The 20,417-nt window shown below is 71.9% G+C and carries 17 protein-coding genes; 11 read left to right on the forward strand and 6 right to left on the reverse strand.

The features are described from left to right. Positions 1–212: 212 nt before the first annotated feature. Positions 213–2,948 (forward strand): pyruvate, phosphate dikinase, encoded by a 2,736-nt coding sequence (gene ppdK, locus ACQEVC_RS17920; protein WP_432878742.1) that lies wholly within the window; start codon positions 213–215, stop codon positions 2,946–2,948. 120 nt (positions 2,949–3,068) lie between these two features. Here ppdK and ACQEVC_RS17925 read toward each other — a convergent pair whose 3' ends face one another. Next, positions 3,069–3,737: an NADPH-dependent F420 reductase gene (locus ACQEVC_RS17925; RefSeq protein WP_432878744.1), complete on the reverse strand. Its 669-nt coding sequence runs from the start codon at positions 3,735–3,737 to the stop codon at positions 3,069–3,071. Positions 3,738–3,855: 118 nt separating this feature from the next. Between ACQEVC_RS17925 and ACQEVC_RS17930 the strand changes: the two genes are divergently transcribed. Continuing rightward, on the forward strand, positions 3,856–4,275 hold the full coding sequence (locus tag ACQEVC_RS17930; protein WP_432878747.1) for a winged helix-turn-helix transcriptional regulator: 420 nt from the start codon (positions 3,856–3,858) through the stop codon (positions 4,273–4,275). A gap of 80 nt (positions 4,276–4,355) precedes the next feature. On the opposite strand, the gene ACQEVC_RS17935 is transcribed toward ACQEVC_RS17930, so the two are convergent. Next, a complete protein-coding gene (locus ACQEVC_RS17935; RefSeq protein WP_432878749.1) occupies positions 4,356–4,862 on the reverse strand; it encodes a roadblock/LC7 domain-containing protein in 507 nt (168 codons plus the stop codon). 495 nt (positions 4,863–5,357) lie between these two features. Here ACQEVC_RS17935 and ACQEVC_RS17940 point away from each other — a divergent pair, with 495 nt between their 5' ends. The 3 genes from ACQEVC_RS17940 to ACQEVC_RS17950 all read left to right on the forward strand — a co-directional run bounded on the left by ACQEVC_RS17940 (position 5,358) and on the right by ACQEVC_RS17950 (position 8,196). Continuing rightward, a complete protein-coding gene (locus ACQEVC_RS17940) occupies positions 5,358–5,711 on the forward strand; it encodes a VOC family protein (protein ID WP_432878752.1) in 354 nt (117 codons plus the stop codon). 34 nt (positions 5,712–5,745) lie between these two features. Next, a complete protein-coding gene (locus ACQEVC_RS17945) occupies positions 5,746–6,984 on the forward strand; it encodes a deoxyguanosinetriphosphate triphosphohydrolase (RefSeq protein ID WP_432878755.1) in 1,239 nt (412 codons plus the stop codon). A 792-nt stretch (positions 6,985–7,776) separates the two neighbouring features. Continuing rightward, positions 7,777–8,196, forward strand: coding sequence for a hypothetical protein (locus ACQEVC_RS17950; protein WP_432878757.1), 420 nt, complete (start codon positions 7,777–7,779; stop codon positions 8,194–8,196). 296 nt (positions 8,197–8,492) lie between these two features. On the opposite strand, the gene ACQEVC_RS17955 is transcribed toward ACQEVC_RS17950, so the two are convergent. Continuing rightward, positions 8,493–10,028: a hypothetical protein gene (locus tag ACQEVC_RS17955; RefSeq protein WP_432878759.1), complete on the reverse strand. Its 1,536-nt coding sequence runs from the start codon at positions 10,026–10,028 to the stop codon at positions 8,493–8,495. 15 nt (positions 10,029–10,043) lie between these two features. Continuing rightward, positions 10,044–11,570 carry an alkaline phosphatase D family protein gene (locus ACQEVC_RS17960; RefSeq protein WP_432878761.1) on the reverse strand — a complete coding sequence of 509 codons (1,527 nt, stop codon included), beginning with the start codon at positions 11,568–11,570 and terminating at the stop codon, positions 10,044–10,046. A gap of 421 nt (positions 11,571–11,991) precedes the next feature. Here ACQEVC_RS17960 and ACQEVC_RS17965 point away from each other — a divergent pair, with 421 nt between their 5' ends. The 3 genes from ACQEVC_RS17965 (at position 11,992) to ACQEVC_RS17975 (ending at position 15,023) form a co-directional block, all read left to right on the forward strand. Continuing rightward, a complete protein-coding gene (locus ACQEVC_RS17965) occupies positions 11,992–12,462 on the forward strand; it encodes a MarR family winged helix-turn-helix transcriptional regulator (RefSeq protein WP_432878763.1) in 471 nt (156 codons plus the stop codon). A gap of 248 nt (positions 12,463–12,710) precedes the next feature. Continuing rightward, positions 12,711–13,406 (forward strand): SDR family NAD(P)-dependent oxidoreductase, encoded by a 696-nt coding sequence (locus ACQEVC_RS17970; protein ID WP_432878766.1) that lies wholly within the window; start codon positions 12,711–12,713, stop codon positions 13,404–13,406. A gap of 9 nt (positions 13,407–13,415) precedes the next feature. Beyond that, positions 13,416–15,023: an MFS transporter gene (locus ACQEVC_RS17975; RefSeq protein ID WP_432878769.1), complete on the forward strand. Its 1,608-nt coding sequence runs from the start codon at positions 13,416–13,418 to the stop codon at positions 15,021–15,023. Between the two features lie 34 nt (positions 15,024–15,057). Here ACQEVC_RS17975 and ACQEVC_RS17980 read toward each other — a convergent pair whose 3' ends face one another. Together ACQEVC_RS17980 and ACQEVC_RS17985 are read right to left on the reverse strand one after the other, a co-directional pair. Beyond that, the gene (locus tag ACQEVC_RS17980; RefSeq protein WP_432878771.1) at positions 15,058–16,545 is read right to left on the reverse strand and encodes a cation:proton antiporter domain-containing protein; all 1,488 of its coding nucleotides are present in this window, start codon (positions 16,543–16,545) and stop codon (positions 15,058–15,060) included. A gap of 137 nt (positions 16,546–16,682) precedes the next feature. After that, positions 16,683–16,907, reverse strand: a complete 225-nt coding sequence (locus ACQEVC_RS17985; protein WP_107263243.1) for a potassium transporter TrkA — start codon at positions 16,905–16,907, stop codon at positions 16,683–16,685. A 155-nt stretch (positions 16,908–17,062) separates the two neighbouring features. On the opposite strand from ACQEVC_RS17985, the gene ACQEVC_RS17990 reads away from it, so the two are divergent. The 3 genes from ACQEVC_RS17990 (at position 17,063) to ACQEVC_RS18000 (ending at position 20,405) form a co-directional block, all read left to right on the forward strand. Beyond that, complete coding sequence (locus ACQEVC_RS17990) at positions 17,063–17,902, forward strand: siderophore-interacting protein (RefSeq protein ID WP_432878774.1); 840 nt, start codon at positions 17,063–17,065, stop codon at positions 17,900–17,902. Between the two features lie 79 nt (positions 17,903–17,981). After that, positions 17,982–19,865: a DNA primase gene (dnaG, locus tag ACQEVC_RS17995; protein WP_432878777.1), complete on the forward strand. Its 1,884-nt coding sequence runs from the start codon at positions 17,982–17,984 to the stop codon at positions 19,863–19,865. Between the two features lie 3 nt (positions 19,866–19,868). Continuing rightward, positions 19,869–20,405 (forward strand): hypothetical protein, encoded by a 537-nt coding sequence (locus tag ACQEVC_RS18000; RefSeq protein ID WP_432878780.1) that lies wholly within the window; start codon positions 19,869–19,871, stop codon positions 20,403–20,405. Positions 20,406–20,417: the final 12 nt, after the last annotated feature.

The raw sequence follows: 20,417 nt of genomic DNA on the forward strand, positions 1-20,417 counted from the left end.
TCATGGGATCGTTCCCACACAACCTCGCGAACACGTACAGCCTTCGCAACTGTGCGGATTGTCACCGAACGGTCCCAACCTGCCCGTCGGTCGCTTAGCCTTCGCCCACCAGCAGCCGGCGGTTTTCCGCTGGTACGGGCAACCGTCCCCTGGGTACGTACAGAGCGGCTAAACCTTCGTTCAGTGTCGAACGGCGCACGTGGGAGGGTCCGTTGACAGCGCAGCAGACGGCGGGACACAAGTACGTTTACGACTTCACCGAGGGCAACAAGGACCTGAAGGACCTGCTCGGTGGCAAGGGCGCGAACCTGGCCGAGATGACCAACCTCGGGCTGCCGGTTCCGCCGGGATTCACCATCAGCACCGAGGCCTGCCAGGCGTACCTGAGCACCGGGAGCCAGCCCGCAGGGCTGGCCGACGAGATCGACGCGCACCTGTCCGCGCTGGAAGCCGGCATGGGCAAGCGGCTGGGCGACCCGGTCGATCCACTGCTGGTCTCGGTCCGCTCCGGGGCCAAGTTCTCCATGCCCGGGATGATGGAGACGGTGCTGAACGTCGGGCTCAACGACGCGAGTGTCGAAGGACTCGCCCGCCAGGCCGGCGGCGTGGCCGACCAGGTCGGCTCCGCCGACGGCGAGCGGTTCGCCTGGGACTCCTACCGCCGGCTCATCCAGATGTTCGGCAAGACGGTCTGCGACGTGCCGGGCGAGGACTTCGCGCACGCCCTCGACGACGCCAAGCGGGCCAAGGGTACCGAGAACGACCTGGACCTCGACGCGGCCGACCTGCGGGCGCTGGTGGACGCGTACAAGACGATCTTCCGTAAGCACACCGGCCGGGAGTTCCCGCAACAGCCGCGGGAGCAGCTCGAACTCGCCATCAACGCGGTCTTCGAGTCGTGGAACGCCGAGCGGGCCGTGCTCTACCGCCGGCAGGAGCGGATCCCGGCCGACCTCGGCACCGCGGTCAACGTGGTGGCGATGGTCTTCGGCAACCTCGGGCCGGACTCCGGCACCGGGGTGGCGTTCACCCGCGACCCGGCCAGCGGCGCGCAGGGCATCTACGGCGACTACCTGGCCAACGCCCAGGGCGAGGACGTGGTGGCCGGGATCCGGAACACCGTACCGCTGCAACAGCTCGAAGAACTGAACAAGCCGGCGTACGACGAGCTGGTGGCGATCATGGCCCGGCTGGAGGGGCACTACCGCGACCTCTGCGACATCGAGTTCACCATCGAGCGCGGCAAGCTGTGGATGTTGCAGACCCGGGTCGGCAAGCGCACCGCCGCCGCCGCGTTCGTGATCGCCGCCCAACTCGTCGACGAGGGCCTGATCGACCTGGACGAGGCGCTGCACCGGGTCAACGGGGCCCAGCTCGCCCAGCTCATGTTCCCCCGGTTCAAGCTCGACGCCGACCCGACCCCGCTGGCCCAGGGCATCGGCGCCTCGCCGGGCGCCGCCGTCGGCAAGGTGGTCTTCGAGGGGCGGCGGGCGGTCGAGCTGGCCGAGGCCGGCGAGGACGTCATCCTGGTCCGCCGGGAGACCAACCCGGACGACCTGCCCGGCATGATCGCCTCGCGCGGCATCCTCACCTCGCGCGGCGGCAAGACCAGCCACGCCGCCGTGGTCGCCCGGGGGATGGGCAAGACCTGCGTCTGCGGCGCCGACGCGCTCGACGTTGACGTCCGGGCGCGGAAGTTCACCGTGGACGGCCAGACGGTCTCCGAGGGGGACGTGGTCTCGATCGACGGCACCACCGGCAGGGTCTACCTCGGCGAGGTGCCGGTCTGGCCCTCCGAGGTGGTGCGCTACTTCGAGGGCAGCATGGACGGCCGGACCACGGACGATCCGCTGGTGGCCGCCGTACACCGGATCATGACGCACGCCGACGCCCTACGGCGGCTGGGCGTCCGGGCGAACGCCGACACCGGCGAGGACGCGGCCCGGGCCCGGCGGTTCGGGGCCGAGGGGATCGGCCTGTGCCGGACCGAGCACATGTTCCTCGGCGACCGGCGCACGCTGGTCGAGCGCCTGATCCTGGCCCGGTCCGACGACGAGCGGCAGGCGGCGCTGGCCGAACTGCTGCCGTTGCAGCGGGCCGACTTCGGAGAGGTCTTCCGGGCGATGGACGGCCAGCCGGTCACCGTCCGGCTGATCGACCCGCCGCTGCACGAGTTCCTGCCCTCGCTGGAGGAGCTGGCGGTGCACGTCGCGGTCGCGCACGAGCGTGGCGAGGACGCGGCCCGGGACGAGGCCCTGCTCAGCGCGGTACGCCGGATGCACGAGCAGAACCCGATGCTCGGCCTGCGCGGGGTCCGGCTCGGGCTGGTCATCCCGGGCCTGTTCGCCATGCAGGTCCGGGCGATCGTCGAGGCGGCGGTGGAGTGCGCCAAGGCCGGCGGCACCCCGAAGCCGGAGATCATGGTGCCGCTGGTCGGCGCGGTCCAGGAACTGGAGACGGTACGCGCCGAGGCCGAGAAGATCATCGCGGAGGTGACCCGGGAGCAGGCTGTCGAGGTGCTGATCGGCACCATGATCGAGGTACCCCGGGCGGCGCTGACCGCCGGGCAGATCGCCGAGGCCGCCGAGTTCTTCTCCTTCGGCACCAACGACCTCACCCAGATGGGCTGGGGCTTCTCCCGGGACGACGTGGAGGGCGCGTTCTTCTGGCGCTACCTGGAGCTGGGCATCTTCGGCATCTCGCCGTTCGAGTCGATCGACGCCGACGGGGTCGGCCGGCTGGTCCGGATCGCCACCGAGGAGGGCCGGGCGGCCCGGCCCGGGCTCAAGCTCGGGGTCTGCGGCGAGCACGGCGGCGACCCGGACTCGGTGCACTTCTTCCACGACGTGGGACTGGACTACGTCTCCTGCTCGCCGTTCCGGGTGCCGGTGGCCCGGCTGGAGGCCGGCCGTGCGGTGGTCGAGTCCACCGGCTCCGACAGCCGCTGAGACACCCCGCACAACCTCTCTGCAGGCTGTCGGCCCGGTACCGGTGGTGAGCAACGGCGTTCACCACCGGTACCGGGCCGACGGCCGATCACGGTCAGTGGGCGATCGCCGGGCTGAAGGTCAGTGGGCGACCGCCAGGCCGAAGGGCACCGGCCCCAACGCCGCCACCAGCGGCCGGACCATCAGCACGAAGCTCTCCGGCCACCAGGCCGTCGACAGCGCGCCCAGGTCGACGATCCACTCCGCCGGCCAACCCAGCCAGCCGAGGAGATCGACGGCGACCGCCTTCGCCGCCGGGTCGTCACCGGACAGGAACGCGGACAACGGCGCCGACAGACTGGTCGGGTCCGCCATCAGCTCGGCCGGGCCGACCGTGTTCAGCGTCTTGACCACCCTGGTCTCCGGCAGCGCCCGCTGGATCTCCACCGCCAGGCTGCTGCGCGGATAGCGCAGGGCGGTGGCGATGCCGTCCGGACCCTGCTCGACCGCGTTGGCGACGTCGAGCAGTACCGCACCGGCGAGGGCCGGGCGCAGCCCGCGCAGCACCGGTACCGACACCGCGCCCGGTAGCGCGTTCACCACGATCCCGGCCGAGGCCGCCTCCGCCAGCCCGGTCCGGCGTGGCCCGTCGGACCGGCCGTCGGTCGAGCCGTCGGGCCCGCCGTCGGCCCAGGACAGCTCGCGGCCCGGGTCGCGTACCCCCACCAGGACCCGATGACCGGTCCCGTGCAGCCGGGTCGCCAGTGCCCGACCCACGTTGCCGGAGCCGAGAATTCCGATCGTGCCCATCCGTACCGCTCCCTCCCGTCGGCGGCGACTGGTCGCACCGCCCCGGCCAAAGCTAGGTTCGGCGGGCAGGACCTGGGAGTACGCACCTCAAGGTGCCCAAGGTACGCGGAGGTAGCCGATGACCACCCAGACCGCCGCGCAGCGCAGGGCGCGGGACCGGGCCGACCACCGGGAGCGGCTGGCCGCCTGCCCGACCCAGCGGGTGATCGCCGTGCTCGGCGACAAGTGGGTCGCCCTGGTGCTGAAGGAACTCGCCGCTGGTCCCCGGCGCTCCGCCGAGCTGGCCCGGGCGGTTGCGGGGGCGAGCCAGAAGATGCTCACCCAGACCCTGCGCGGACTGGAACGCGACGGCCTGGTCGCCCGGACCGTCGAGCCGGCGGTCCCGGTACAGGTCGGCTACCGGCTCACGGAGCTGGGGCGGAGCCTGCTGCCGGTGTTGTCGGCCGTCACCGAGTGGGCGGACCGGCATGCCGCCGACATCGAGCTGGCCCGCAGCCGCTACGACGACCGGCCGCTCGGCTCGCCGGCCGGGATGTGACGCCCTCCGGGGTGCCGGCCGGGATGTGACGCCCTCCGGGGTGCCGGCCGGGATGTGACGCCGTGCCGGGCGCCGGCCGGTCACTGCCGGCCGGGGGAGCGCCGGTCCCCGGAGGAGGACCAGAGGCCGGCGGGAAGGGCGGCCATCGGAGTACGGGTGGCCAGCGGCGCGCCCGGGTCGGTGGCCGGCGGGATCGCGGTCGCCACCGTCGGCTGCCGGACGGCGTCCCAGAGCGCGCCGAGCCGCTGGGCGGTCGAACGGGCCTCGGCGTGCAGCCGGACCAGGTCGGTCTCCGGGTGCACCACGATGGTCAGGATCGCGTCCTCACCGGCCGGGTAGACGACCACGCAGCCTTCGGCGCCCCGGACCACGGACTCCCGCAGCGACCCGTGCCCGACGAGGTTGGCGAAGCGACCACCGATCCCGAGCCCCGCCGCGGAGAGGGCGGCGATGTGGTGCGGGTCGACGCCGGGCAGGTCGCTGACGACCAGCAACCCGTCCACGGCGGCCAGTACGGCACCTGATATCTCCGGCACCGCGCGGCGGAGCCGGTGCAGTTCGGCCAGCAGGGCGGCATCAGTGTTCACTGGTGACTTCTCCTTGGCGTTGGTCCGTGCCGCTGGACTTTGCTTGGTGCCGTCGCTTCCGTCGGTGGCTTCGTTGCCGCTCGACGTCGCTTCCGTCTATGGGGTTCGTTGCCCTATGGAGTTCGCTGCCGCTCGACGTCGCCGGCTACTCTCCGGCGGCGCCGCCAGGTCGCCGCCCGGCGCGGTCCGTGCCGCCGGGGGTCGGGGCTGCCGCCCCGGTGGAGCGCCGCCCGCTGCTCGCCGACCGCCGCCGGGGTCGGTGGTTCCCCGCCCGGTAACCTTCCGACTCCGGCACGCTACACCGAGCGAGGTCGCGACGCCGTCCCATGACCATCAGCGATCGTCCGGCAACTCTCGGCTGTTTGGCGGTTGCGTGCGGAGGGGCAGGTCAACCGGCTGGTGTGTCGGACGTTCGTTGGTGCACCCGAGTCGGGAACCCCGGCGTAACCTGATCGACACGCGAACTTCGTTTCCCTCGTGACGGAGGTGTGGCCCATGGGCAGCGTGTGGGAAAACCTGGTGGTCGATTCCGCCGATCCGGCCCGGCTCGCGCGCTGGTGGGCCGAGGCGCTCGGCTACCAGATCGTCGCCGAACTGCCGGACGAGGTGGAGATCCGCCGCACACCCGACACGCTGCCCGGCCTGGTCTTCGTACCGGTGCCGGAGGGCAAGGAGACGAAGAACCGGCTACACATCGACCTCCGCCCGACCGATCGGGAGGCCGAAGTCGAGCGGCTGGTCAACATGGGGGCCCGGCACGTCGACGTCGGGCAGTCGCCGGACGACACCTGGACGGTGCTGGCCGACCCGGAGGGCAACGAGTTCTGCGTACTCGCCCAGCGGGGTTGACGGGGCCGGGGTCGGCCGGGTGAAGATCGGTGGCGTGATCAGCCAGCCTGACGCGGAGCGCCGGGTGGCCGAGCCGGCGAAGGACAGCGGCTACGGGCGGAGCCCGTACCAGCGGGACCGGGCCCGGGTGCTGCACTCGGCGGCGTTCCGACGGCTGGCCGCGAAGACCCAGGTGCACACCGCCGGGACCGACGACTTCCTCCGTACCCGGCTGACCCACTCGCTGGAGGTCGCCCAGATCGCCCGCGAGATGGGCGGCCGGCTCGGCTGCGACCCGGACATCGTGGACGTGGCCGGGCTCGCGCACGACCTCGGGCACCCGCCGTTCGGGCACAACGGCGAGGCCGCGCTCGACGTGCTCGCCGCCGACTGCGGCGGCTTCGAGGGCAACGCACAGACGCTGCGGGTGCTGACCCGGCTGGAAGCCAAGGTGTACGGCCCGGACGGCACCTCCGCCGGGCTCAACCTGACCCGGGCGGCCCTCGACGCCACCTGCAAATATCCCTGGCCGCGCCGGCCCGGACAGCGCAAGTTCGGGGTGTACGCCGACGACGCCGACACGTTCGGCTGGCTGCGCCGGGGCGCCCCGGACGGCGACGTCCGCTGCCTGGAGGCGCAGGTGATGGACTGGGCGGACGACGTGGCGTACTCGGTGCACGACGTCGAGGACGGCATCCACGGCGGCTACCTGCGACTCCGGCTGGCACAGTTGCGGGCCGACGCCGACGAGCGGGCCGCGCTCTGCGCCGACGTCGCCGGGCGGTACTCGACCGAGTCAGCGGACGACCTGGCCGAGGTGCTGGCCGGGCTGCTCGCCGACCCGGTGCTCGGCCCGCTCTGTGACTACGACGGCAGTCACCGGGCACTGGCCGCGTTGAAGGCGAGCACCAGCGTGCTGACCGGGCGCTTCGTCGCGGCGGCGGTCGAGGCCACCGAGCAGCGCTACGGCACCGGACCGCTGCGCCGGTACGCCGCCGAACTGGTCGTCCCCCGGCGGATCCGCGCCGAGTGCGCGCTGCTGAAGGGGATGGCGCTGCGCTACGTGATGCGCCGCCCCGGCGCGCAGGACTGGTACGAGCGCCAGCGCGAGATCCTGACCGAACTGGTGACGGCGCTGCTGACCCGGGCACCGGACGCGCTCGACCCGGTCTTCGCGCCGTTGTGGAAGGCGGCGCCGGACGACGCCACCCGACTCCGGGTGGTGGTGGACCAGGTCGCCTCGCTGACCGACCCGGCCGCGGTGACCTGGAACCAGCGGCTTCGTACGGGTTGAGGGGTACGGCCCTCGTCCACCACTCCCGGGGTACGTCGACCTCGTAGACGCCGGCGCTGGGACGGCCGGGTTCGAGGACGTGCACGGGTTGCAGCGAATGCTCGCAGTGACGGGGGCCCGGTCTTTGTCGAAGAGTTCGAACGGCGTCGCGATAAGGCGCAGGGTGGATCTGTGTCGGTGGCTGGAGCCACAGCAGAAGATCACAGTGTCGGTGGTCGTTTGAGGCCGGATGACCTGGTGAAGGGTTCCGACCGGCGGCACCGTGCCGGTCTTGCTACAGACCTGGATTAGTCTCGATATGGCGAGGCGTCTCGGCCGCCCGCCGGAACCCTTCTGAATACTGAACCTTTTCAACCTCCCCTTGCGGTCCGTCGGACCGCAGTGTCGGACGCGGTGCGTGCGCGCTGCGCGGTTCAGCTTCAAAAAGGTTCACTGGTGGGCTCGCCTATCCAACTGTCGCCAGTTCCCGTGGAACCCACTCCGCTGGTGACCGTGTGTGGTCGCCAGGGAACAACCAGAGGGAATCACGGCTCGTCGCGGGGCTGTCGATGACTTCGTCGCCGATTTCGGGCGTGAGGTGTCCCTGGGAATCACCCGAAATGCCGCGCTGGTTGAACCTGGGCCTGGTGTCGTGGAGCATGAGTTGGTCTCGGGTACCGAGTGTGGGCGCGGCATGACGGTGTCTAGGTCAGGCCCACCTGCGCCAGATGGGTCGGCAGGGTCGGTGATCTGGTCCGACGGGTCGGCTTGCCACTCAGTGCCTGGCAGATTCTGCGACCAACTGGTGGAGGGATGAACGTGTTCGGCTGGTGGAGGAACAGGCGTGCCAAGAAGCTCATGGCGTCGATGTCGGCGCAAGAGAAGGTCGAGGTCCGCGCCATGATTGTTTTCCATCTGAGCTTGGCCGCACCGGTTCATATGATGACGACCAGCCAGGTGAGTGCGACCGAACATGCTGACGTTTTCGAGGCAGTTGGTCGAAGGCAGGGTGTCTCGGTCGGCCGACTGTCGGCGGAGGACTCGTCTGAGGACAGGTCGGTAGCTGGCCAGGCCAGGATCGTTGTGGGTCCGCTGAGCGAGTTCCTCACAGACTTCACGCGCGAGGACGATCGGGAGAACTCGGTTCGAGACAAGTTCGCGGTCGTTGAAGGAGAACCTATCTCGGCGGCGCTGCCGATGCTGGCTCAATATCGAGAGATTCGGGTCACCTGACCGCGGACCGCGTCGAGGAACTCAATGATCCGTTTCACCACGGAAGCCGGCACGCGACCACCGCGACGGCCGGGGCGGTGGAGTCTTCGCGCCGCCACTGTGGAGTCTTCGTACCTCCACTCGCGGCAGTTGGAGCAAGACATCCGATGGTTCGTAGTTGTCAAGTGCGGTGCGTCCCGGTCACGACCCTAGTCATGTTTTCGGCAGGCATCTGGGCAGCGGCAATCGCTACCCGCAACCGGCCGCCGGTCGGCGCACACCCGAGGGCGTACGTCGGCCGGCAGCCGGTGCGGTGCTCACCAGTCGGAGTTGGAGCCGTCCACGCCGAGGATGATCTGGTCGAACGAGTTGCCGTCGTTGTCGTCGGTGTAGCAGACGCTGATCTCGCCCCACGGCGACGAGGTGAGTGCGATCTGCTCCTGCCGACCCGTCGTGGTCTGCCCGAGCACCTGACCGGGCAGCCGGCCGGTCCCCGTACCGTCCGGGTTGAAGCCCCGGGCCGCGATGTCCTGGGCGGCGGTCGCCACGGTCCAGCCGACCACCGCGTTGGCCTGGTCGTCGAGGCCGACGGTCGGCGCGACCGCCCCCTCGGCGGTGGAGACCTGGACGTCGTCGTGCCGGGCCGCCGCCGCACTGGTGAACGAGCGCAGCCACACCCCGGCGGTGCCGGTGTGGTCGGACTCCCAGGCGACGGCGAAGTCACCGGTGAAGTTGGCCGCGATCGCGGGCCGGCGCTGCTGGCCGCCGCTGGCCGAGTTGGTGATCCGGCGGGACAGGTTCACCGCGCCGTTCGACCGGGCGAACCGGGCCAGGCCCACGTTGTACGACCCGTTCGCGTCCCCGTCCTCGTCCCAGACCACCAGCGCGTCACCGGAGGCGGAGACCGCCACGTCCGGGCGGTGGTGCTCGCCGGTCGACTGGCTGGCCAGCACCTCGTACGCCTTGGTGGTGTTGTTGGTGTAGCCGGCGACCCGGACGGTTGCCGGCGCGGTGCCCTGGACGTCCTCCCACACCACGCTGAAGCCGACCGCCGTGGTGCTGTTCGGTGCGCCGTCCGGGTCGACCGCCACCTTCGGGTAGAGCTGCTGGCCGTCGGCGGAGGCGTTGGCCCGACCCGAGGCGAGCACGCTGCCGGTGGGCGAGACCACCCGGTACGGCACGTTGTAGAAGCCGTTGCCGTCCGGGTCGTCCGCCCAGACGACCACGACGTTGCCCCGGTCGTCGATGCCGACGTCCGGGGTGACGTGCTTCCAGTTCGTCCCGGCGGTGCCCCCGGCGGAGAGCTTCAGCTCGTAGACCGGGGTGCCGTTGTGGAACACCCGCAGGTAGATCTCGGAGTGGACGTCGTCCTCCGGTGCGGTGCTGTCACGGTCGTCCTCCCAGACCACCGCGACCCGGCCGTTGCGGTTGGCGGCGACGGCCGGTACGTCCTGGTCGCCGGTGGCGGTGCTGTTCGCCGTGGTCCAGGTGACCGGCGCGGCCGCGACCGCCACGCCGCCGGGGGCCGGCGGGACCGTCCGGGTCGGCGGCGCGGGCGTGGCCGTACCGGTGGGGGTCGGCGTCGGGGTGCCGGTCGGGGCCGCCGGGCGCCCCGGGGGCGGTCCGGCCGGGCTGGTCGGCGTCGCCGGGTCACCCGGGGGCGGCGTTGCCGGGGTGGCAGGGGTCGGGCTGCCGGGGGTCGGGGTGGTGGAACCACCCGCCGGGCGCGGAGCCGTCGGGCTCACGGCCGGCGTCGGGTTCACAGCGGGCGCGGGGTCGAGAACGGACGCCGGGCCGGCCGGCACCGGTACCGCCAGCAGGGTCGTGACGAGCAGTGAGGTGACGGGGGTCAACGGGGGTACTTCCTCTCAGCCGGCCTGGAGGCCCGGGCGGCCCTCGGCGATGACGAACGAACCGACGGTGGAGACCGGGGCACCGTGCTCGGTGACGCTGGCCACCGCCCGGAAGTCGGCCCGGAGTTGGGTCCGGCCGATGGTGGTACGCACGTAGCCGCGCCGGTTGGAGAAGAACCTGATGTGCGGGTTGACGCTGGCGTTCGGGATCGCCGTGTCGGCGGAGCCGTTGCCGCCGGACGAGATCGAGGTGCAGACCAGTTCGGTGCCGATCGTCGCCGAACCCGGGTTGGCGTAGTCCGCCTTGAGGTCGTTGGCCCACGCCTGGTGCACGTCGCCGGTGAGCACCAGCGGGTTGCGTACGCCGCGCTGGACCCAGCCCTGCTGGATGCGGGACCGGGAGGCGCGGTAGCCGTCCCAGGAGTCCATGTTGGCGGCGCCGGCCGCGTCGAGCTGCCGGGCGAAGAAGACCTGCTGGCCCAGGATGTCCCAGGTGCCGAGCCGCTGGCCGAGGCCGTCGAGCAGCCACGCCTCCTGAGCGGCGCCGGTCAGGGTACGGCCGGGCAGGTCGGCGTCGGCGCAGACCTTGCGGCCGTCCCCGCAGGCCTGGTCGTCCCGGTACTGCCGGGTGTCGAGCATGTGGAAGGTGGCCAACTGTCCCCAGCGGACTCGGCGGTACAGCGGAATGCTGTTGCCGGACGGCGCGGAGCTGGGCCGCAGCGGCAGGTTCTCGTAGTACGCCCGGTACGCGGCGGTGCGCCGGGCGGTCCACTGTGCGGCGGTCAGCGCCGGGGTGTTGTTCTCCCGCAGCGTGCCGGCGTAGTTGTTCTCCACCTCGTGGTCGTCCGGTACCAGCAGCCACGGCGCGGCCGCGTGCGCCGCCTGGAGGTCCGGATCGGACTTGTACTGGGCGTACCGGCGCCGGTAGTCGGCCAGCGAGACGATCTCGGCGCCGGCGTGTTCGCGTACCGAGCCGGTGGTGGTGGCGTCCTCGTAGAGGTAGTCGCCGAGGTGCAGCACCAGCCCCGGGTTGTCCTCGGCCATCCGCCGGTACGCGGTGTAGTAGCCGGACTCGTAGTGCGCGCACGAGGCGAAGGTCATCACCAGGTCCCGGCCGAAGCTGCCGGCCGCCGGTGCGGTCCGGGTACGCCCCACCGGCGAGATGTGTCCCTGGGCCCGGAACCGGTAGAAGTAGTCGGCGTCCGGGGCGAGGCCACCGGCGACCACGTGCACGGAGTGCGCGTCGGCGTACCGGGCGGCGACCGAGCCGGAGGCGACCAGCGAGCCGAACCGTTCGTCGGTCGACACCTGCCACTCGACGGTGACGTCCGCGTTGGCCATTCCGCCCTGGCCGTCGGCGTTCAGCGGCGACGGGGCGAGCCGGGTCCACAGCACGACGCTGTCCGGTGCCGGTTCGCCGGAGGCGACGCCCAGCTTGAACGGGTAGGGGATCGCGGCCAGGGCACTCCGCAGCGGTAGCGCCGCCGTACCGGCGGCACCGAGTCCAGCTAGGACGAAGACGCGGCGATTGATCTTCCTCATGGCCGGTAACCTTGGGGCCCCCGGATTAACGGGGCAAGCACCGTCGCGAAACCCCAGATGACAGCGGGCTGTCGCATCGAGCCGGGCGGATGCGACGCTGCCTCGCTCGCGGCCCCGCCTCATCCGGTCCCTTGTGGACTGTGCACCCTCGGAGCCCTCGGAGCCCTCGGAGCCCTCGGGACCCCCGGGAGCCCTAGGTCCGGCGGGCGGCCGGAGGAGTGCCGTCAGCCGACCGTCGCCGGCGAGTTCGGCGGTCGCGCCGGTGACCAGGATGATCCGTCGGTCACCGGCGGGAGTGGAACTCGTCGGCACGGCCGCGGTCCTCCGTCACGGTGAGAGCTACCGGGTACGGTGAAAGCGAACCAGGTGATTGTTACCTTGTTCACTATTGCTGCGGGAAGCATTTCCGGGAGGGACACCGATGTCGAGCCGAGCCGAACCGCCGGCCGACGACGACGCCGTACGCCTCGGGCAGTTGCTCGGCAGCGCCTGGCGTACCTTCTCCCGGCTCGGGCAGGCCCAGTTCGCCGAGTCGGGTCTCTCGGCCGCCCGGGTCCGGCTGCTGCTCGCCCTGGCCGCGGCCCCGAGCAGCCGGATGGGCGACCTGGCCGCGCAGCTCGGGGTCACCGCCCGCGCGCTCACCCCGATCACCGACGCGCTGGAGTCCGAGGGACTGGCGGTACGGGTCGTCGACCCGGCCGACCGGCGTGCCTTCCGGCTGCGGCTCACGGAGGCGGGCACGGCCCAGGCGGAGCGGCTCGGCACACTTCAGGCCGAGATCAGCGACCGCATCTTCGGCGGGCTGGACGGCCCCCAGCGACGGCAACTCGCCCGCCTGCTGACCGCGTTCCTCGACTCCGCCAAGCTCGACCAGCCAGCCGATCCCTGCTGACCAGCCAGCCGATCCCTGCTGACCAGCCAGCCGATCCCTGCTGACCCGCCGGGCGATCCCTGCTGACCCGCCGGGCGATCCCTGCTGACCCGCCGGGCGATCCCTGCTGATCGGCGGGCGATCCCTGCTGAGCCCGGTCACGGGGCGGAGATCGCCGCCGCCGATTACCCGATCATGGCCGCACGCCCGCGCCGCAGGTGGAACGCTCCTTGATAGGACCGCGTCGTCGACGAGGAACTGGAGTGGGCATGGATGCCAGGACATTCGTGGTGGACGGCGGCACCAGCGGGCTCGGCAAAGAGGTCGCCCGGATCCTCTCCGCCGACCACCGGGTCGTGATCCTCGGCAACGTCCCCGACGAGGTGTCCCGGAGCCGTGACGAACTGGGCTGCGACGGCATCGTCTGCGACATGTCCCGGAGCGAGCAGGTCCGGGACGCCCTGGCGGAGATCGTCGCCCGGTACGGCTCGATCGACGGACTGGCACACTGCGCGGCGATGTGGGCCGGCGGAAAGCTGGAGGAACTCTCCCCGGAGATGATCCGCCGGGCGATCGAGGTGAACGTGCTGGGTACGGCGTACCTGATGCACGAGGCGCTGCTCCGGATGCGCGAACAGGGGTACGGCAACATCGTCTACGTCAGCGCGCTCGCCACCGACGTGCCCCGGCCCGGCATCCCGCTCTATCGGGCCACGAAGAGCTTCGGCACCAGCCTGGTCGAGTCGCTGGCCGAGGCGCAGGGCACGAACAGCATCAAGGTGATGGAGATCCATCCCGGCCCGATGCACACCAAGCTGCAGGAACGGGTCGGCGCCGACTTCCTCGACACGATCTTCGCACTGCCCGAGCAGGTGGCGACCGAGGTCGTCCGGCTGCTGCTGCTCGGCGCCGACGACCTCTACGTCTCGGGGCAGAGGGTGCTCCGCGCCGACGGACGTTGGTAACCCGGGGCGATGGTCAGCGCCGGGCCGGCTTCCGCCGAGCCACCACCCTCGGCGTGGGCACCACTGCGGGTGGCGACCTACCGCAGCCTCTGGGTGGCGATGCTGGTCGCCAACATCGGTACCTGGATGCAGACCGTCGGCGCCCAGTGGCTGCTGATCGACGAACGGAACGCCTCCACCCTGGTCTCCCTGGTGCAGACCGCCAGTACCCTGCCGATCCTGCTGCTCGCACTGCCGGCCGGCGCGCTGGCCGACACCCTCGACCGGCGGCGGCTGCTGATCGCCGTGCAGTTCTTCATCGTCGGGGTGGGGGTGGCGCTGACCCTGCTCACAGCGACCGGGCGGATGCCACCGGCGCTGCTGCTCACCCTCACCTTCGCCTTCGGCGTCGGGCAGGCGCTCACCCTGCCGGCCTGGGCCGCGGTCATCCCCGACCTGGTGCCGCGCAACCTGCTGCAGTCCGCCTCCGGGCTCGGCTCGATCAGCGTGAACGTGGCCCGTTCGGTCGGCCCGGCGGTGGCCGGCCTGCTGATCGCCTGGACCGGCGTACCGCTGGTCTTCGCCCTCAACACGCTGGCCTTCCTCTTCTTCGCGCTCACCCTGATCCGCTGGCGGGCCGGGAATTCCCGCTCGGTCGAGGTGCCGGAACGGTTCACCGCGGCGCTCCGGGCCGGCGGCCGGTACGTCCGGCACTCGCCGATCGTGCAGCGGCTGCTGCTCCGGGCGCTGCTCTTCCTGGTACCCGGTAGCGCGCTCTGGGCGCTGCTGCCGCTGATCGCCAACCAGCGGCTCGGGCTCGGCGCCGGCGGGTACGGCGTACTGCTGGCCGCGCTCGGCGTCGGGGCGGTGGCCGGCGGGCTGGTGCTGCCCTGGGTCCGGGCGAAGCTCTCGCCGAACCTCTTCCTGCTGGCCGCCGGGCTGATCTACGGGGCGGCCATGCTGGTGGTGGCGCTGGTCCCGATGGAGGCGGTGGTGCTGGTCGCGCTGGTGCCGGCCGGTCTGGCCTGGGTGACGGTGCTCTCCAACGTCAACGCCGAGATCCAGCTCTTCCTCCCCGGCTGGGTACGCGCCCGTGGCCTCGCCGTCTACCAGGTGGTGTTCGCCGGTGGACAGGCTGTCGGCGCGCTCGCCTGGGGCATCGTCGCCGACACGGCGAGCCTGGTCCTCGCGCACCTCGCCGCCGCGCTGCTGATGATCCTTGGCGCGCTGACCGTGAAGATGTGGCCGCTGCCGGACCTGCGCGCCGTGGAGCGGGACCCGGCGACGCACTGGCCCGACCTCGAGTTGGTGCACGAGCCGGACCCGAGCGTCGGGCCGGTGATGGTGGTGCTGACGTACACGGTCCGGGAGGAGCAGCGGGAGCGGTTCGTCGCCGCGATGGAGGAGGTCAGGGCGGCCCGGCAGCGTACCGGCGCGTCGCGCTGGGGCCTGTTCCGGGAGGGCGAGTCGGCGGACCTCTTCGTGGAGGTCTACGAGCTGCCCTCCTGGGACGAGCACCTGCGCCAACACGGCGGCCGGCTGACCAAGGCGGACCAGGCCGCCGAGCTGCGGGCGCTGGAACACGCCGAGGGGGTACCGCAGGTGAGCCACCTGCTGCCGGCCGAGGCCAACCCCTGACGCGTTCTCCCGCCGAGCCGGCGGCGGGGGTGGGTCAGGACTCGACCGGTTCCCGGGGGCCGATCGGCTCGCGGACCAGCGCGCCGTCGACGTAGCAGTACTGCCACTCCTCGCGCGGCTCGATCGAGCGGATCAGCGGATGCCCGGTCTCGGAGAAGTGCGCGGTCGCGTGCCGGCCCGGCGAGTCGTCGCAGCAGCCGACCGCGCCGCAGGTCAGGCACATCCGCAGGTGCACCCAGTCCTCACCGGCGTCGGCGCACTCGCGGCAGATGTCCCCGTCGGTCTCGGTGATCTGGATCCGGTCCAGGTGGGTGCAGGCCGTACTCATGGTCTCCTCGCGGACGTAGCGCCAGCGGGACCGGAGGAGCTGGTCCGGGATGACCCGGGCCAGGTAGCGGGACTGCGCCGCGAACATCGGGCTGAGCACCGCGAGGATCAGGACGTACAGCGCGACGAAAGGTCCGATCCGGTCGTCGAGCCCGGCGCCCAGCGCCAGGGTGGCCAGGATCAGCGAGAACTCGCCCCGGCCCAGCACGGTCAGCCCGACGTTGGCCGCGCCGCGCTGGTTGAACCCGAAGAGCGAGCCGGTGATCAGGCCGGAGCCGATGTTCACCACGATCGTCACCGCGACCGCGATCGCCACCGGTACGGCCACCGAGCCGAACGCCCCGACGTCGATGCTCAACCCGAATCCGACGAAGAAGACGGCGGCGAAGACGTCCCGCAGCGGCAGTACCAGCCGCTCCACCCGTTCCCGTACGGCGGTCCGGGCGACGACAAGGCCGATCATGAGCGCGCCGATCGCGTCGGAGACGCCGACCTCGGCCGACAGGCCGGCGACCAGCACCACCAGCCCGACCATCCCGATGGCGAGCAGTTCGTCCTCGTGGCTGCCGATCAGAGCGCCGACCGCCCGGGCACCCCACTTCGCCACCGCCACCAGCAGCAGCAGGTAGCCGAAGCTCATCCCGATGTGCAGGGCGATCTCGCCCGGGGAGGAGGCGCCGGCCAGGATCGGGGAGAGCAGGGCCAGGTAGAAGGCGAGGAAGAGGTCCTCGATCACGATGATGCCGAGGATGATCGGCGTCTCGGCATTGGCCAGCCGGCGCAGCTCGATGAGCAGCTTGGTGGCGATCGCCGAGGACGAGATGCCGAGCGCCCCGGCGATCACGAAGGCCTCGGGGGTGCCCCAGCCGAGGGTGAAGCCGAGCGCGAGTCCGGCCCCGACGTTCAGCCCGATCGAGCAGCCGGCGGCGATGAAGAGGCGCTTTCCGCTGCCGAACACCTGCCGCACCGGGAACTCGACCCCGAGGTTGAACAGCAGCAGCACCAGGCCGATGGCGGCGAGCAGGGCCAGGTCCTCGGGATGCTCGACCAGCACCGGGCCGGGGGTGGCCGGCCCGAGCAGGATCCCGGTCAGCATGAAGAACGGCACGCTGGGCAGGCCGACCCGGCGGCCCGCCCGGGCCAGCAGGCCGGCGACCAGCACGATCGCGCCGAACCCGATCAGATCGGCGTGCATGGGGTCTCCAATCGGGTGGCGTCGCGTCGGGCGGGGAACCCGGTGACGTCAGGCGAACGGCGTCAGGCGAAGGGCGGGCGGAGGCCAGCCGGGCGGCATCAGGTGAAGGGTGGGTGGAGGAAGGTCGGCCGGAGGCGTCAGGCGAAGAAGGTCCCGCCGAGTACGGCGCCGACCTTGCGGGACTGCTCCTCGGAGAGTTCGACGACCGCGGTGGGCTCGTCGGAGCGGGAGGTGAAGACGTAGAGGTCGCGGGTGCCGTCCCGGCGTACCACCACCGAGACGCGGGTGCCGCCGTGCCCGAGATCGATGTCGTACCGCTTGCCGATGCCCGGCAGCTCCTGCACGTGTACGCCCTGCCCCATGACCTCTCCCCAGACGAGTGGCCGCCCCCGCAGGCGGGCCGATGGTCGGCGACCGGCCGGTCAGGGGGTGGTCCGTGTCGCCAGCCTACGTCCCCGATCGGCGGATCGGCGGCCCCGGGCACCCGGAGTTCGGTGACTTAGGCTAGCCTAAACTAATGGCGGAAAGTTCGAACGGCTCCGGGGTCAGGTACGCCACCGTACTCCGCACGGCGTGGCTCACGCCGCACATGATCCGGGTGGTGCTCGGCGGGGACGGGCTGGCCGGGTTCGCGGCCGACACCTACACCGACCACTACGTGAAGTTGATCTTCCCGCCGGCCGGTGTCGACTATCCGGTGCCGCTCGACCTCGACCTGGTCAAGCGCGAGCTGCCCCGCGACCAGTGGCCCCGGCTGCGCACCTACACCGTGCGCGCCTGGGACACGGCGGCCCGGGAGCTGACCCTGGACTTCGTCTACCACGGCGACGAGGGGCTGGCCGGCCCGTGGGCCGCCGGCGCCCGGCCCGGGGACCGGGTGATGTTCCGGGGGCCCGGCGGCGGGTACGCCCCGGACCCGGCGGCCGACTGGCACCTGCTGGTCGGCGACGAGAGCGCCCTGCCGGCGATCGGTGCCGCGCTGGAGCGGCTGCCGCACGGCGTCCCGGCCCGGGTCTTCCTGGAGGTCTCCGGCCCGGACGAGGAGCAGCATCTGGCCACCAAGGCGTCCGCCGAGATCGTCTGGGTGCACCGTGCCGGCCGGGTCGTCGGCGACGCCCTGGTCGAGGCGGTACGCGCGGCCACCTTCCCGTCCGGCGAGGTGCACGCCTTCGTGCACGGTGAGGCGTACTTCGTCCGCGAGCTGCGCCGGATGCTCCGCGGCGAACTCCGGGTACCGAGGGAGCGGCTCTCCATCTCCGGCTACTGGCGGCGGGGCGACGACGACGAGAGCTGGCGCTCCGCCAAGCCGGACTGGAACCGGCAGGTCGAGGCCGAGGAGTCGGCGACGGTCGGCTGAACCGCGCACCGCACCGCCACCCCCTTCGCCGGTCAGGTCGGCCCGGCAGGGCAGGATGTAGCCCGGAGGGGGTGAGGCGGTGGCCGGGCGGATCCGCGACGAGGACATCGCGCTGGTACGGGAGCGCACCTCGATCGCCGACATCATCTCCGAGACCGTCACGCTCAAGTCGGCCGGCGGCGGCAACCTCAAGGGACTCTGCCCGTACCACGACGAGAAGACCCCGTCGTTCACCGTGGCGCCTGCCCGAAATGTCTACTTTTGCCACGGCTGCGGGGCCGGCGGCGACGCCATCAAGTTCCTGATGGACGCCGAACACCTGACCTTCGTCGAGTCGGTCGAACGCCTCGCCGACCGGGCCAACATCCAACTGCGCTACATCGAGGCCGGACCCGCGCCGGTCCGGCCCCAGCAGGGGCAGAAGCAGCGCCTGGTCGCCGCGCACGCCGCCGCCGCCGAGTTCTACGCCGGCCAGCTCGGCACCGCCGGGGCCCGGCCGGCCCGGGAGTTCCTGGCCCAGCGCGGCTTCGACCGTACGGCGGCCCAGACGTACGGCTGCGGCTTCGCACCGGACGCCTGGGACCTGCTCACCAAGCACCTGCGGCAGAAGGGCTTCACCGGTCAGGAACTGGTCACCGCCGGGCTCGCCCGGGAGGCGCGCTCCGGCTCGCTGATCGACCGGTTCCGGCGCCGGCTGCTCTGGCCGATCAAGGACCTGACCGGCGACGTGATCGGTTTCGGGGCCCGCAAGCTCTTCTCCGACGACGACGGCCCGAAATACCTGAACACCCCCGAGACGCCGCTCTACAAGAAGTCGCACGTGCTCTACGGCATCTCCCAGGCGAAACGGGAGATCGCCCGGCAGGGGCGGGCGGTGATCGTCGAGGGCTACACCGACGTGATGGCGTGCCACCTGGCCGGCGTACCGACCGCGGTGGCAACCTGTGGCACGGCGTTCGGCGCGGACCACATCTCGGTGCTCCGCCGGCTGCTGATGGACACCGACGCGGTGGCGGGCGAGATCATCTTCACCTTCGACGGCGACGCCGCCGGACAGAAGGCGGCACTGCGGGCCTTCGAGGACGACCAGCGGTTCGTCGGGCGTACCTTCATCGCGATCAGCCCGGACAACATGGACCCGTGCGAACTGCGGCTGGCAAAGGGCGACCTGGCGGTGCGGGACCTGGTCGCCCGCCGCGAGCCGCTGGTCGACTTCGCGCTGCGCCAGGTGCTCAACCGGTACGACCTGGACACCGTCGACGGCCGGGTGGAGGCGATGCGCCGGGCGGCGCCGCTGGTGGCCAAGCTCAAGGACCGGGAGAAGCGCCCGGAGTACGTCCGCAAGCTGGCCGGCGACCTCGGCATGGAGATCGAGCCGGTGCAGCGGGCGGTACTGAACGCCGCCGCGCAGCAGGGGACCGGGCAGTCGCGCCGGGGCAACGGCGCCGGGCCGCCCCCGTCGCAGCGGCCGGTGGTCGAGCCGGTGGTGGACAACCCGCAGTCGCTGGTCGAGCGGGAGGCGCTCAAGCTCGCCCTCCAGGTGCCGGTGCTGGCCGGCCCGATGTTCGACGCGCTCGCGGCGGAGGTCTACCTGCATCCCGTACACCGGGTGGTGCGGGCCGCGATCGAGGCGGCCGGCGGCGCGGCGGCGGCGACCACCGGCGCGGTCTGGATCGAGCGGGTCCGGGACGCCTGCGGCGACCTGGCCGCCGCCGCGCTGGTCGGCGAGCTGGCCGTGGAGCCGCTGCGACTCGACACCGATCCCGACCCGCGGTACGTCTCGATCACCCTGGCCCGGCTGGAGTGGGGCTCGGTGACCAGCCGGATCCGGGAGCTGAAGTCGAAGGTGCAGCGGGTCAACCCGACCGCCAACAAGGACGAGTACTTCGCGCTCTTCGGGGAGCTGCTCTCCCTGGAGCAGCACGCGCGAGCCCTGCGCGAGCAGGCGATGGGGGGGCTGTAGCCGGTGGAGGCGTTCAACCTGTTCCGTCGTGGGCGGAAGCTGCCGGCCGATCAGCGCCCCCGACTGGAGCCCGGCGAGCGGGTGCTCGACTGGGCCCGGGTGGCCGACGGCGAGGAGATCGTGGTGGTCACCGACCGCGGGCTCTGGCTGCCGGGCGAGGCCGCCCGGCTGGGCTGGCACGATGTGCACAAGGCGGTCTGGTCGGGTCGGGACCTGGCGGTCACCCCGGCCGAGCTGGTCGAGGAGCGGGCCGACTACCGGGTGGTGGCCGACGGGACGGTACACACGTACCTGCTGCTCGACCCGCGTGACGTGCCGCACCAGGTGCGGGCCCGGGTGACCCGGTCGGTGGCGTACACGGCACACCACCGGCTGCCCGACGGAGGTCTGCGGATCGCGGCCCGGCAGGTGCGCGGCGTCGACGGCCTGACCTGGACGGTCCGCTACGACCCCGGTACGCCGGTCGACGACCCCGCCGTGCTGGCCGAGACCGACCGGCTGGTGGCGGCGGCCCGGTCCGGTACCGACCCGGACCTCTGAGCCGCCCGCCCG

It is taken from the genome of Plantactinospora sp. CA-294935 (genome assembly GCF_050936445.1).
Lineage (GTDB): Bacteria > Actinomycetota > Actinomycetes > Mycobacteriales > Micromonosporaceae > Plantactinospora.